The following is a 14249-nucleotide window of genomic DNA, read 5'->3' as shown; positions in this document are numbered from 1 at the left end:
CAACGAGCCCGTACACCCGGCCATGCCTGGCCTACACTGCGGGTTCCTCCGACGGAAACGCGCGCGTGGTCTCCAGCTGGATCCTGCTGCTGGTCTCGGTTGCCTATGCCGCGCTGCTGTTCGGCGTGGCGTGGTGGGGTGACCGTCGGCCGATGTACCCCGACCGGCCGTGGCTGCGGCCGGTGGTCTACAGCCTGGCACTGGCCGTGTACTGCTCGTCGTGGACCTTCTACGGCGCGGTCGGCACCGCCGTGCGCAACGGCGTGGGCTACCTGCCCATCTATATCGGTCCGTTGCTGCTGCTGTTGTTCGGCTGGCGCATCATCGAGCGCCTGGCGCTGATCGCACGCAGCCAGAACGTGGTGTCCATCGCCGACTTCATCTCATCGCGCTTCGGCCGCTCGCGGCGGCTGGCGGCGCTGGTGGCGATCATCGCGCTGATCGGCATCATTCCGTACCTGGCCCTGCAGTACAAAGCAGTGGCGATGAGCCTGCAGGTACTGACCGGCAACACCGGCCCCACTGGCTTCTTCACCGATCCCGCGCTGTACGTGGCGCTGCTGATGGCGTTGTTCGCCACCCTGTTCGGTACCCGCCAGGTCGATGCCACCGAACACCATCACGGCATGATGCTGGCGATCGCCTTCGAATCGGTGATCAAACTGTTGGCGATGCTGGCCGTGGGCGTGTTCGCCTACCTGTGGCTGAGCAACCGCACCGACGCGGTGGTCGAGTCGGTGCATACGCTGTTCACCGGCCTGCCGCCGGTGGGCTTCATCTCGCAGACCCTGCTCAGCTTCCTCGCCATCATCTGCCTGCCGCGCCAGTTCCACGTGGCCGTGGTCGAGTGCGGTGACGTGCGCGATGTGCGCCGCGCGCGCTGGATGTTCGGCGGCTACCTGGTGCTGATCTCGGGCATGGTGCTGCCGATCGCCACCGCCGGCGTGACCCTGTTCGGCACCGGTGGCAGCGTCGCCGACGACTCGATGGTGCTGGCCCTGCCGCTGGCCGAGGGCCGCAACGCGCTGGCGCTGATCGCCTATGTGGGCGGCTTCTCGGCGGCCACCGGCATGGTGATCGTGTCGTCGATCGCGCTGGCCACCATGGTCAGCAACGACCTGGTGATGCCGGTGCTGCTGCGCCGGAGCGGTGACCACCAGGAGGCCGCCGACGTCGCCTCGCGCGTGCTGTGGATCCGCCGCCTGGCGATCCTGCTGCTGGCGCTGATGGCCTACAGCTACTACCGCACCAGCAGCAACGACAGCACGCTGGCCTCGTATGGCCTGATGGCGTTCGCAGCGGTGGCGCAGTTCGCGCCCGGTCTGATCGGCGGCCTGTACTGGCGAGGCGCCAGCCGTCGTGGCGTCGAGACGGGCATGCTGCTCGGTTTCGCCACCTGGCTGTACACCCTGCTGCTGCCGGCGATGACCATGGCCGGCTGGGTCGATGCCGCCTGGGTGCAGCACGGCCCGTTCGGCATCGAGTGGCTGCGGCCGCAGCAGCTGTTCGGCATGACCGGCTGGGACCCGCTGACCCACGGCACGTTCTGGTCGCTGCTGGTCAATGCAGCGACGATGATGCTGGTGTCCGCGCGCTGGCGGCCCGGCGTCGACGAGCGGCTGCGCGCCGCACCCTTCCTCGACCCGTATGCCGAGCGCCCGTCGGTGGCCGGTGGCTGGCCTGGTCACGTGCACGTGGGTGACCTGCTGGCACTGGCCTCGCGCGTGGTTGGCGAGCGCCATGCGCGGCGTTCGTTCTTCGAGCAGGCGCAGTCGCTGGGCCGCGAGCTGCAATCCTCGGCGCCTGCGGACCGGCCGTGGGTGCAGTTCACCGAGCGCCTGCTGGCCGCGTCGATCGGTGCGGCGTCGGCACGCCTGTTGCTGACCAGCCTGTTGCGTGGCTCGGGCATGGATCTGGGTGAAGTGGTGGCGGTGCTGGACGAAGCGGGGCAGGAGCTGCGTTTCAACCGCGAGATCCTGTCGACCACGCTGGAGAACATCAGCGCCGGGGTCAGCGTGGTCGACCCGGACATGCGCCTGACCGCGTGGAACCGACGTTACCAGGACATGTTCGGCTACCCCGACGGCATGCTCTACGTGGGCCGCCCGGTGGCCGACCTGATCCGCTACAACGCCGAGCGCGGCGAGCTGGGCGAGGGCGATATCGAGGTGCAGATCAATCGCCGCATCGGCTACATGCGCGCTGGCTCACCGCACGTGTTCGAGCGCACCCGAAGCGATGGCAAGGTGATCGAGATGCGCGGCCAGGCGCTGCCCGGTGGCGGCTACGTGACCAGCTACAACGACATCACCGACTACAAGCACGCGGAAAAAGCGCTGCTGGAAGCCAACGAGACGCTGGAACAGCGTGTGGCCGAACGCTCGCATGAGGCCGAGGTCGCGCAGCAGTCGAAGACCCGTTTCCTGGCAGCGATCAGCCACGACGTGCTGCAGCCGCTGAACGCAGCGCGCCTGTTCGCTTCGGCACTGCGCGACAGTGATCACGTGAGTGACGAGCAGAAGCATCTGGCCGAGCGCGTGGACGCGTCGCTGCGCGCGGCCGAAGAACTGCTCGATGGCCTGCTGGATGTATCGCGTCTGGATGCCGGTGGCCTGCACCCGGTGATCGGCGAGTTCGACGTGAGCGCGTTGATGCGCGAACTGGCCGCGCAGTACACCCCGGTCGCCGCTGGTCGTGGCCTACGCCTGGACCTGTTCGCGCGCCCGGCGTGGGTGCGCAGTGACCGCCGCCTGCTGCGCCGCGTGTTGCAGAACTTCCTGGCCAACGCGCTGCGCTACACCCGCCAGGGCCGCATCGTGCTGGCCGTGCGCCAGCGCGGCGACGAAGTGGAGCTGCAGGTCTGGGATACCGGGCCCGGCATTCCCGAGCACCACATGCGGCAGATCTTCGACGAGTTCCACCGCTACCAGCAGCCGTTCGACTGGGGTGAGCAGGGGCTGGGACTGGGGCTGTCGATCTGCCAGCGCATCTCGCGCCTGCTTGACCATCGGTTGAACGCACGCAGCCGGGTCGGCAAGGGCTCGATGTTCTCGATCATCCTGCCGCGGGTGGCGCCATTGCCGGGTTATACCGAGCTGGCCACGCCGGTACAGGCGGTGGCCGCACCGGTACGCAGCGATTCGCTGGCTGGCCTGCGCGTGCTGTGCGTGGACAACGACGAGGAGATCCTCGACGGCATGCGCGCACTGCTCGGCCGTTGGCAGGTGCAGGTGATCACCGCCGCCACCGTTGACCAGGCGCTGGAAAAGATCGCCGAGCGCCCGCAGGTGATGCTGGTGGATTACCACCTCCACGACCGCATGGACGGCCTGGATGCGCTGGTGGCGTTGCGCGAGGCAGCCGGTTACCCGCTGCCCGGCGCACTGTTGACCGCCGATGGCCGCGACGAGCTGAAACGGATGGCGCGCGAACGCGGCTACCGCGTGCTGACCAAGCCGATCAAGCCCGCTTCGCTGCGCGCCTTCCTGGGCGCGCTGCGCGATGCGCAGTAGTGCCGGCCGCTGGCCGGCAACCATGTAATCGCGGGTGCGTTACCCCACGCCGTGCAGGTGTTCGTACAGGATCGTCGCACCGATGATCACCAGGATCACGCCACCGATGATCTCCGCACGCTTGCCGACCATGCTGCCCAGTACGCGGCCGAGCATGATGCCGACGGTGACCATGGTCAGCGTGCACAGGCCGATCACCGCAGCCATCACGCCGATATGCACGTCCATGAAGGCCAGGCCGATGCCCACCGCCATCGCGTCGATGCTGGTGGCGAAACCGGTCAGCGCCAGCTTCCAGAAGCCATGGTGCTGCGAGGGGTCTTCGTCTTCCTCGGCACTGTCCGGGCGCAGGCCGTTGTAGATCATGTGGATGCCCAGCGCGCCGAGCAGGCCGAACGCGATCCAGTGGTCGAAGGCTTCGACGTACTGGAGGGCGGCCCGACCGAGCAGCCAGCCGATGATGGGCGTGATCGCCTCGATGACGCCGAAGATGATGCCGGCACGCAGTGCGTCGCGGAAGACCGGCTTGCGCATGGCCGCACCTTTGCCGATGGCAGCGGCGAAGGCATCGGTGGACATGGCAAAGCCGATCAGGAGGATCGAAATGGGGGACATGGGCGGTGGCTGAGGTCGGGCTAGGACGGACGCACGGCCTGCGCTCGCGCCCAACCTGACGTTGCGCGCGCGGGCCGCTGGTCTCGCCAACCATCATGGTTGTCCACGCCACGGCGCACTGGCCGAGTATGTTGACGTGAACGATTCCTGCGAAGGAATCCGGCTACTCCCCAAGGGGACGCGAAGCTTAGCACCGCGATCCGCGCGTGGCGCATTTCCAGCGAAACGCGCAGGCAGGGCTGGTTTGTATAGCGATGGCTATATCGAGAGCGCAGCGGTGCCTGGTAGTGCCGGCCGCTGGCCGGCATGCGCAACGCCGAGAGCGTGCCAAGCAAGCTTGGCACCTACCAGTGCGGTTTCAGATGATGTCGCGCGTTTCAGGGGATTGCCGGCCAGCGGCCGGCACTACCTTCAGTCTTCTTCCGGCGGCAGCACGATGGCGTCGTCGTCGATCGCCAACTTGCCGGCCATCAGCACCGCCTGGGTGCGGTTGGTCACGCCCAGCTTGCGCAGGATGGCGGTGACGTGGGCCTTGATCGTCGCTTCGGAGACGTTGAGGTCGTAGGCGATCTGTTTGTTCAAGCGGCCGGCGCCCAGCATCTGCAGCACGCGGAACTGCTGCGGGGTCAGTTCGCGCAGGCGCTGGCCGACTTCGCGTTCCTCGCGCTCGGTCGGCGGCACGTTGTGCGCTTCCGGCGGCGCCCAGGTCTCACCATCAAGGATGGTGCCCAGTGCGTGGCCGATGGTGTCCGAATCCGCAGACTTCGGAATGAAGCCCAGCGCGCCATGGTCGAGCGCGCGGCGCATCACCGTCGCCTCTTCGCGCGCGGACACCACCACCACCGGCAGGTGCGGATGCAGTGAGCGCATGTGCACCAGTGCGTTGAAACCCTGCGCACCGGGCATGTTGAGATCCATCAGGACCAGGTCGGCGTCGTTGTGCTGGTCGGCCAGCGCGTACAGCGCTTCCACGCTGTCGGCCTCGAACAGCTGCACGCCGGGGATGACCCGCTGCACCGCCCCACGCAGGGCTTCGCGGAACAGCGGGTGGTCATCGGCAATCAGGAGGGTGGTCATGGTCGGGGGGAACCGTGGGGGAAACTCTATGGGGCCAGAGCCCTTTCCTGGCGGAAAGGGATCTGACCCCGGGTCGTACGTCAGCGTACCTTGCGCTCGTCCACCAGCGACGCCACCACCGACGGGTCGGCCAGGGTCGAGGTGTCGCCGAGCTGGTCCGGCGCGTTCTCGGCGATCTTGCGCAGGATGCGGCGCATGATCTTGCCCGAACGGGTCTTGGGCAGGCCCGGCGCCCACTGCAGGTGGTCCGGCGTGGCGATCGGGCCGATCTCCTTGCGCACCCAGGCGACCAGTTCCTTCTGCAGTTCGTCGCTCGGTGCTTCTTCGGCCACCAGGGTGACGTAGGCGTAGATGCCCTGGCCCTTCACGTCGTGCGGGAAGCCGACCACCGCCGCTTCGGCCACCTTCGGGTGCGAGACCAGCGCGCTTTCCACTTCGGCGGTGCCGATGCGGTGGCCGGACACGTTGATCACGTCGTCGACGCGGCCGGTGATCCAATAGTAGCCGTCTTCGTCGCGGCGGCAACCGTCGCCGGTGAAGTAGCTGCCCGGGTAGGTGCGGAAATACGTATCGATGAAGCGCTGGTGGTCGCCGTACACCGTGCGCATCTGGCCCGGCCAGGAATCGCGGATGATCAGGTTGCCCTCGGTCGGGCCGTCCTGGATCTCGCCATCGGCATTGACCAGCGCCGGCTGCACGCCGAAGAAGGGCAGGGTGGCCGAGCCCGGCTTGAGGTCCATCGCGCCGGCCAGCGGCGAGATCAGGATGCCGCCGGTCTCGGTCTGCCACCAGGTATCGACGATCGGGCAGCGGCTGTCGCCGACCACTTCGTAGTACCAGCGCCAGGCTTCCGGGTTGATCGGCTCGCCGACGCTGCCGAGCAGGCGCAGCGACGCGCGCGAGGTCTTCTTCACCGGCTCCTCGCCTTCGCGCATCAGTGCACGGATGGCGGTCGGGGCGGTGTAGAAGATGGTCACCTTGTGCTTGTCGATGACGTTCCAGAAACGCGAGGTGTCCGGGTAGTTCGGCACGCCTTCGAACATCAGCGAGGTCGCGCCGTTGGCCAGCGGGCCGTACACGATGTAGCTGTGGCCGGTGACCCAGCCGACGTCGGCGGTGCACCAGTAGATGTCGTCCTCGCGCAGGTCGAACACCGCTTCATGGGTGTAGGCCGCGTACAGCAGGTAGCCGCCGGTGGTGTGCAGCACGCCCTTCGGCTTGCCGGTGGAACCGGAGGTGTAGAGGATGAACAGCGGGTCCTCCGCGTTCATGCGTTCCGGCTCGCAGGTGGCCGGCTGGCTGTCCACCACATCGTGGAACCAGCGGTCGCGCGGGGCCTGCATGTCGACCGCGCCGCCGGTATGGCGCACCACCAGCACGGTTTCCACGGTGTTGGTGCCGGGCAGCTTCAGCGCTGCATCGACGTTGGCCTTCAACGGAATCCTGCGGCCACCGCGCAGACCCTCGTCTGCGGTGATGATCAGCTTGCTCTGGCAGTCGCTGACGCGGTCGGCGATCGAGTTCGGTGCGAAGCCACCGAACACCACCGAGTGGATCGCACCGATGCGCGCGCAGGCCAGCATGGCCACGGCGGCGTCGACGATCATCGGCAGGTAGATGGTGACCCGGTCGCCCTTCTTGACGCCGAGGTTGCGCAGCGCATTGCCGAGGCGGCAGGTGCGCTCGTACAGCTCGCGATAGGTCACGTGCTGGGCGGGTGCATCCGGGCCATCCGGCTCGAACAGCAGGGCGGTCTTGTCGCCGCGCGTCTCGAGCTGGCGGTCCAGGCAGTTCACGCTGGCATTGAGCTCGCCATCTTCGAACCACTTGATGTGGAAGTCGGACAGGTCGTAGCTGACGTTCTTGATCTTCGTCGGCTTGCGCATCCATTGCAGGCGCTCGGCGGCCTTGCCCCAGAAACCATCCGGGTCGGTCACCGAAGCCTGGTACTGCTGTTCGTACGACGTCTTGTCGATGCGTGCCTTGGCGGCGAACTGCGGATCGACGGGGTAGATATCAGCCATGGCACCCTCACTTGCACGTTGACTTTGTATGTGCGGTCGCAGCATCGCAGCGACCGATCCCCTTCAGTTTGCCCCATCCACCCCCGGCCGCGTCATCACTCTGGTTAGACCATGGTCGAAAGTGAGCGCCCAGCAGGGCCGGGTTCGACCAATGGCGAATAGCCGCTATACATAATCGCCCCGCAGTCTCGGCTCGACCGTGCCCCACGCGCGGCATCACCTTGCCACTTGGGAGAGAGGGCAACATGAGCCACCGTACGTTGAAAGCCGTGCGCAAACCTTTGGCGGCCTGCCTGTTGGTCGCCCTGGTCGCACCGGGCATGGCGTTCGCTGAGACCGCCAAAGAGAAAGCGCTGGAAGCACGCGTTGCCGAACTGGAACGCCAGGTCCAGCTGCTGCTGTCTTCGCAGCAACAACAACAGACCCAGATCAGCCAGGCCCAGCAGGCGGTGACCGAAGTCCGCACGGTGCAGGCCGAGCAGAAGCCGGTCGCTTCGGTGCCGGCGGGCAAGCAGCCGATCCAGGTCACCACCATCACCCCGGGCGCCGCGCCGGGCACCACGGTCAAGATCGGCGGCTTCATCAAGGCCGATTTCCTCGCCACCCAGACCAGCGATGGCCAGCTGGCCGACGACGCCACCGGCCGCTCGCTGTACCTGCCGGGCCAGACCCCGGTGGAAGGCGCCGGCGGCAGCGGCAAGCGTTCGGGCACCGACTTCAATGCCCACGCCAAGTTCTCGCGCTTCAACCTGGGCATCGACAACGTGAGCGAATCGGGCAACAAGGCCGGTGCGTTCTTCGAGATGGACTTCTTCGGCAACTCGCTGGGCAACCAGACCGCCACCAATACCTACGGTGTGACCCTGCGCCACGCCTACATGTACTGGAACAACTGGATGGCCGGCCAGACCTGGTCCAACTTCATGGACGCGGCCGCACTGCCGGAAGCGGTCGACTTCGTCGGTCCCACCGATGGCGTGATCTTTGTGCGCCAGGCCCAGGTGCGCTACACCCAGGGCGGCTTCAGCGTCGCGCTGGAAAACCCGGAAACCACCACGCTCACCGGTACCCGCAACCCGGTCACCGGCGCCTGGACCAACACCAGCGCCAACTCCGACCGTGGCAGCCTGCCTGATCTGACCATGCGCTATGGCTGGAAGGGCGACTGGGGCACCTTCGGTGTCGGCGGCATCGTCCGTCAGCTGAAGGTCGACAACCAGGCCACCGGCGCCAAGGCCGACAAGGTGGCCGGCGGCCTGACCCTGGGCGGCAAGTGGGTGATGGGCGACAGCGATTCGCTGCACTACCAGCTGACCGGCGGCGAAGGCATCGCCCGCTACATCGGCCTGGGCATCACCGCCGACAGTGCCTACGACGTGGCCCGCGACGAGCTCAACCCGACCGGCGTGCTTGCCGGCTACGTGGGCTGGCGGCATGCGTTCTCGCCGAAGCTGCGCACCAACCTGATCTACGCGCGCAGCGACTACGACAACGACAGCATCCTCGGCCCGCTGGTGACCAAGAGCGTGCAGAGCATCCGCGGCAACATCTTCTATTCGCCGCTGCCCAAGGTCGATATCGGCGCCGAGCTGATGTACGGCCGTCGCGAAGTGGAGAACGGCAACAAGGGTGACATCACCCGGTTGCAGTTCACCACGAAGTACAGCTTCTAAGAGCGTGCCGGCCAGCGGCCGGCACCTACCGAGATTGAGTGCCGACCAAGGTCGGCACCCACCGAGATTGAATGCCGGCCAAGGCCAGCATCTACAGAGGGAAAACGTCCCATGTCCAGCACTGCATCAAGCCCGCACAATCCAGCGGGCACCCTGACCAAGGGCCACAAGAAAGTCATCTTCGCCTCGAGCCTCGGTACGGTCTTCGAGTGGTATGACTTCTTCCTGTATGGCTCGCTCGCCGCCATCATCGCCAAGCAGTTCTTCAGTGGCGTCAATGAAACCACGGGCATGATCTTCGCCCTGCTGGCGTTCGCCGCCGGCTTCTTCGTGCGTCCGTTCGGTGCGGCCTTCTTCGGCAGCCTCGGCGACCGCATCGGCCGCAAGTACACCTTCCTGGTCACCATCCTGATCATGGGCATCTCGACCTTCCTGGTCGGTGTGTTGCCCAACTACGCCTCGATCGGTTTCGCCGCACCGGTGATCCTGATCATCCTGCGCCTGGCCCAGGGCCTGGCGATGGGCGGCGAGTACGGCGGTGCCGCCACCTACGTGGCCGAGCATGCGCCGGACGACAAGCGCGGCCTGTACACCAGCTTCATCCAGTGCACCGCCACGCTCGGCCTGTTCATGTCGCTGCTGATCATCCTGGCCTGCCGCTACTTCCTCGGCAACGAAGCCTTCGAAGCCTGGGGCTGGCGTATTCCGTTCCTGGTCTCGATCCTGCTGCTGGGTGTGTCCGTGTGGATCCGCCTGCAGCTGAGCGAGTCGCCGCTGTTCCAGCAGATGAAGTCCGAGGGCAAGGGTTCCAAGACGCCGTTCCGTGACAGCCTGAAGGGCGGCAACCTGAAGCTGATGCTGCTGGTCCTGCTCGGCGCTGCAGCCGGCCAGGCCGTGGTCTGGTACGGCGGCCAGTTCTACGCGCTGTTCTTCCTCAGCAGCATGCTGAAGGTCGATGCCACCACTTCCTACCTGCTGATCGCGGCCGCGCTGGCGCTGGGCGTGCCGTTCTTCATCTTCTTCGGCTGGCTGTCCGACCGTATCGGCCGCAAGAAGATCATCCTCGCCGGCTGCCTGCTGGCCGCCGTCACCTACATCCCGATCTTCAAGGGCCTGACCCACTTCGCCAACCCGGCCATCGAAGAAGCCCGCAGCAGCTCGCCGGCCCTGGTCGTGGCCGATCCGGCCACCTGCTCGTTCCAGTTCGATCCGGTCGGCCTGCGCAAGTTCACCAGCTCCTGCGACGTGGCCACCGCCGCGCTGACCAAGGCCGGTGTGCCGTACGACGTGCAGCCCGCCGCCGCCGGTTCGCTGGCGATGGTGAACGTGGGCAGCGCCAGCGTCACCTCGTATGAGGCTGCTGGCCTGACCAAGGAAGACGGCAAGGCCAAGGCCGATGCGTTCGGTTCGGAACTGAAGACCGCCCTGACCACCGCCGGCTATCCGGCCAAGGCGGATGGTGCCCGCATCAACATCGCCGGCACCATCTTCATGCTGTGGCTGCTGGTGCTGTACGTGACCATGGTCTACGGCCCGATTGCCGCCTACCTGGTCGAACTGTTCCCGACCCGCATCCGCTACACCTCGATGTCGCTGCCGTACCACATCGGCAACGGCTGGTTCGGTGGCTTCCTGCCGGCGATCTCGTTCGCGCTGGTGGCCGGTACCGGCAACCTGTACTACGGCCTGTGGTACCCCATCATCATCGCGTTGATGTCGGTGGTGATCGGTGGTCTGTTCCTGCGTGAGACCAAGGACGTGGATATCACCAAATAACCGGCGTGCCGACCAACGGTCGGCACCCACCGGGTTTCAGGGGCCGTGGTGAAGACCACGGCCTTTTTGTTTGGTAGTGCCGGCCGCTGGCCGGCAAATGCACGATGCCTGCCGGAGATCCATGGGGCTGCCGGCCAGCGGCCGGCACTACCATTGCATTGCGCAGCACCCCGTATAGTCGGCCCATGACCACCACCACGCCGGCAGACCTCCCCGCCATCCTGCACACCCTGCGCAGCGCATGGCAGTCGCAGCGCCCTTCGCTGGACCAGCGCGAAGCCGACCTGCGCCGCCTGCGCGAGGCGTTGAAGCTGCGGCTGGACGAAATGGCCCAGGCCATCGCCGAGGACTTCGGCCATCGCGCCCACGTCGAATCGAAGCTGGCCGATGGCATGAGCGTGCTGTCGGCCATCGACCACCTGCGCCGCCACCTGCGCCGCTGGTCGAAGCCGCAGCGGGTGGGCGCCGGTTGGCGGCTGTGGCCGGCGCGCGCGCAACTGCGGCCGACGCCGCTGGGCGTGGTCGGGGTGATCTCGCCCTGGAATTACCCGGTTACGCTGGCGCTGGTGCCGCTGGCCACCGCGATTGCCGCCGGCAACCATGTGTTGTTGAAGCCTTCGGAACACACGCCACGCACCAGTGCATTCCTGGCCGATCTGCTGGCCAGTGTGTTCCCGCCCGATCGCGTGGCGGTGGTGCAGGGTGGGGCGGATGTGGCCGCGGCGGTGTCCTCGCTGCCGCTGGACCATCTGCTGTTCACCGGCTCGACGGCGGTTGGCCGCAAGGTGATGGCGGCCGCGGCCGAGCATCTGGTGCCGGTCACGCTGGAGCTGGGCGGCAAGTCGCCGGCCATCGTCTGCCGCGATTTTCCGCTGGAAAAGGCCGCTGCGCGGCTGGCCACCGGCAAGTGGTTCAACGCAGGGCAGACCTGCATCGCGCCGGATTACGTGCTGATCGACACCGCGCGCCAGCGCGAGTTCGTGCAGGCGTTGCAGCAGCAGGTACGCGAGCGCTACGGCGATTTCAGCAGCGCCGACGACTACACGCGCATCATCAACGAAGGCCAGTACAGGCGCCTGCAGGGCTATCTGGCGCAGGCGCGCGAACGCGGCGTGCCGGTGATTCCGTTGGCGCAGGTGGATGAGGCGCGCGCCGACCGCGAGCGTCTGCTGGTGCCGACCGTGGTGCTGGACCCGCCGGACGACCTGGACCTGATGCGCGAGGAGATCTTCGGGCCTATCCTGCCGGTGCGCGCCTACCCGGACCTGGAGACGGCGCTGGCCGACGTGCTGTCCCGAGACCGCCCGCTGGCGCTGTATCCCTTCAGCCATGACACGGCGACGGTGGAGCGCATCCTCGGCCAGGTGGTGGCCGGTGGGGTGACGGTGAACGACACGCTGCTGCACTTCGCCGCCGACGGCCTGCCGTTTGGCGGGGTGGGGGCGAGTGGCATGGGCGCCTACCACGGCCGGGCCGGGTTCGATGCCATGAGCAAGCGGCTCCCGGTGCTGTGGCAGTCGCGCTGGGTGGCCAGTGACCGGCTGCGGCCGCCGTATTCGAAGATTGCGGGGTTGTTGAAGTTCCTCTTGCGGTAGTGCCGGCCGCTGGCCGGCAACTGCAGGGTCTTGCCGACGGTTCATGGGGTTGCCGGCCAGCGGCCGGCACTACCGGTAGGTGCCAACCAGCGCGGCCCCTTCCGGTGGGTGCCAACCTTGGTTGGCACGCGTGAACCCCATGTGCCAACCAAGGTTGGCGTCTACCAAACCTGGGCCGGGTAGAATGGCCCCCATGAAGATCGCCTCGTGGAACGTCAATTCGCTCAATGTCCGCCTGCCGCACCTGGAGCAGTGGCTCAAGGACTTCGGCCCGGACATCGTCGGTATCCAGGAAACCAAGCTGGAGGACCACAAGTTCCCCGATTCGGCGCTGATCGCCGCGGGCTACCGCAGCGTGTTCGCCGGCCAGAAAACCTACAACGGCGTGGCGCTGCTGTCGCGTGAGCCGGCGCAGGACGTGCAGATCGGCATTCCCGGCTTCGAGGACGAGCAGAAGCGCGTCATCGCGGGCACCTTCGGCGACCTGCGGGTGATCAACCTGTACGTGGTCAACGGCCAGGACATCGGCACCGACAAGTACGACTACAAGCTGCGCTGGCTGGAAGCGGTGCATGCCTGGATCGCGCAGGAGCTGCAGCGCCACCCGAAGCTGATCGTGATGGGCGACTTCAACATCGCCCCGGACGCGCGCGATGTGCACGACCCGGAGGTGTGGAACGACAACCACATCCTCACCTCCACCGCCGAGCGCGGCGCGCTCAACAAGCTGCTGCAGCTGGGCCTGCACGATGGCTTCCGCCTGCACAATGACGAGGCGGGCACCTTCAGCTGGTGGGATTACCGTGCCGCTGGCTTCCGCCGCAACCTGGGCCTGCGCATCGATCTGACCCTGGTCTCCGACGCGCTGAAGGGCAGCGCGGTGGCCTCGGGCATCGACCGCGAGCCGCGTACCTGGGAACGCCCGAGTGACCACGCGCCGGCATGGGTGCAGTTGGGTTGAACGAACGGGGCCCGGCGATTGCCGGGCCCGTTCTGAAACATCTGCCGGCCAGCGGCCGGCACTATCCTCAGATCACCGTATGCTCTTGCGGGTGAACAGGTTGACGATCGCCAGCAGGATCACCGCACCGATCAGCGAGAACAGGAAGGTGCGGATGGTGATCGCTTCGTTGATGCCGCCGCCGAACAGCCAGCCGGAAATCAGCGCGCCGACGATGCCGACCACGATGTTGAGGATGATGCCCTGCTGGGCATCGCGCTTCATGATGATGCTGGCCAGCCAGCCTACGATGCCGCCGACGATCAGCCAGATGATGATGCCCATGATCGAACCTCCGGTGGGGAACTGTGACCAGTTGACGCGCACGGCCGTGAACCCGTCGTGGAATTGCGTGATGGGCGCGTGCGGATGAGCCTGCCAGCCACCCTCGACGGCCCGTGGCGCTTCGGCCCGGTGACGGTCTGGCGGCGCCCACATGTGCCGGGCCAGCGCGGCGAACCGCAGGCGCGGCAGGTGCTGGCGCAGGCGCTGGGCGCCGACCCGGACACGCTGCCACTGGTACGTGATGACAAGGGCCGGCCGGAGCTGAGCGGTGCGCTGGCCCACTACGGCACCGGCTGGAGCCACAGCGGCGAGGTGCTGCTGGTGGCGCTGGGCGAAGGCGTGCGGCTGGGCGTGGATCTGGAGCTGCTGCGGCCGCGGGCCCGCCTGCTGGAGATCGTGCAGCGTTTCTTCCACCCCCAGGAAGTGGCCTGGCTGGAAAGCCTGGACGAGGCCGGGCGCGAGCACTGGTTCTTCCGCGTGTGGTGTGCCAAGGAAGCGATGCTGAAGGCGCACGGGCAGGGCATCTCGTTCGGCCTGCACCGCCTGCAGCTGGCGCCGGGGGCCGATGGCGCCCTGCACCTGCGCTGGTGCGCCCCGGAACTGGGCGAGGCCGCGCGCTGGCACCTGCACGAATGGCAGGCCACCGGCCAGTTCCGTGCGGCATTGGCCTGGTATCCACACTGAAGCGGGGA

At 67.0% G+C, this 14249-nt stretch carries 10 protein-coding genes; 6 read left to right on the top strand and 4 right to left on the bottom strand.

The window, feature by feature from the left end; translation table 11 throughout:
• Window positions 1-65: 65 nt before the first annotated feature.
• Window positions 66-3512 (top strand): hybrid sensor histidine kinase/response regulator, encoded by a 3447-nt coding sequence (locus SriyCCGPB3_RS21190; RefSeq protein WP_121504100.1) that lies wholly within the window; start codon window positions 66-68, stop codon window positions 3510-3512.
• A 39-nt stretch (window positions 3513-3551) separates the two neighbouring features.
• Here the strand turns inward: SriyCCGPB3_RS21190 and SriyCCGPB3_RS21185 are convergent, their stop codons facing one another.
• From SriyCCGPB3_RS21185 to acs, 3 genes are all read right to left on the bottom strand, one after another.
• Window positions 3552-4127, bottom strand: a complete 576-nt coding sequence (locus tag SriyCCGPB3_RS21185; protein ID WP_010482394.1) for a manganese efflux pump MntP — start codon at window positions 4125-4127, stop codon at window positions 3552-3554.
• Window positions 4128-4538: 411 nt separating this feature from the next.
• Complete coding sequence (locus tag SriyCCGPB3_RS21180; RefSeq protein ID WP_005411662.1) at window positions 4539-5204, bottom strand: response regulator transcription factor; 666 nt, start codon at window positions 5202-5204, stop codon at window positions 4539-4541.
• Between the two features lie 80 nt (window positions 5205-5284).
• A complete protein-coding gene (gene acs, locus SriyCCGPB3_RS21175; RefSeq protein WP_110714184.1) occupies window positions 5285-7228 on the bottom strand; it encodes an acetate--CoA ligase in 1944 nt (647 codons plus the stop codon).
• A 245-nt stretch (window positions 7229-7473) separates the two neighbouring features.
• On the opposite strand from acs, the gene SriyCCGPB3_RS21170 reads away from it, so the two are divergent.
• The 4 genes from SriyCCGPB3_RS21170 to xth all read left to right on the top strand — a co-directional run bounded on the left by SriyCCGPB3_RS21170 (window position 7474) and on the right by xth (window position 13233).
• Window positions 7474-8901, top strand: coding sequence for a DcaP family trimeric outer membrane transporter (locus SriyCCGPB3_RS21170; protein ID WP_153856984.1), 1428 nt, complete (start codon window positions 7474-7476; stop codon window positions 8899-8901).
• A gap of 111 nt (window positions 8902-9012) precedes the next feature.
• Window positions 9013-10677, top strand: coding sequence for an MFS transporter (locus SriyCCGPB3_RS21165; protein WP_350259702.1), 1665 nt, complete (start codon window positions 9013-9015; stop codon window positions 10675-10677).
• Between the two features lie 185 nt (window positions 10678-10862).
• Complete coding sequence (locus SriyCCGPB3_RS21160) at window positions 10863-12272, top strand: coniferyl aldehyde dehydrogenase (RefSeq protein WP_350259701.1); 1410 nt, start codon at window positions 10863-10865, stop codon at window positions 12270-12272.
• Between the two features lie 193 nt (window positions 12273-12465).
• Complete coding sequence (gene xth, locus SriyCCGPB3_RS21155) at window positions 12466-13233, top strand: exodeoxyribonuclease III (protein WP_350259700.1); 768 nt, start codon at window positions 12466-12468, stop codon at window positions 13231-13233.
• Between the two features lie 72 nt (window positions 13234-13305).
• On the opposite strand, the gene SriyCCGPB3_RS21150 is transcribed toward xth, so the two are convergent.
• Window positions 13306-13557, bottom strand: coding sequence for a GlsB/YeaQ/YmgE family stress response membrane protein (locus SriyCCGPB3_RS21150; protein WP_005411656.1), 252 nt, complete (start codon window positions 13555-13557; stop codon window positions 13306-13308).
• Between the two features lie 84 nt (window positions 13558-13641).
• Between SriyCCGPB3_RS21150 and SriyCCGPB3_RS21145 the strand changes: the two genes are divergently transcribed.
• A complete protein-coding gene (locus SriyCCGPB3_RS21145) occupies window positions 13642-14241 on the top strand; it encodes a 4'-phosphopantetheinyl transferase family protein (RefSeq protein WP_350260386.1) in 600 nt (199 codons plus the stop codon).
• The last annotated feature ends 8 nt before the right edge of the window (window positions 14242-14249 follow it).

Source organism: Stenotrophomonas riyadhensis (assembly GCF_040256885.1).
Classification (GTDB): domain Bacteria; phylum Pseudomonadota; class Gammaproteobacteria; order Xanthomonadales; family Xanthomonadaceae; genus Stenotrophomonas; species Stenotrophomonas riyadhensis.
The sequence above is the reverse complement of the archived record's forward strand: the minus strand, read 5'-3'. Positions and strand labels throughout refer to the sequence as shown.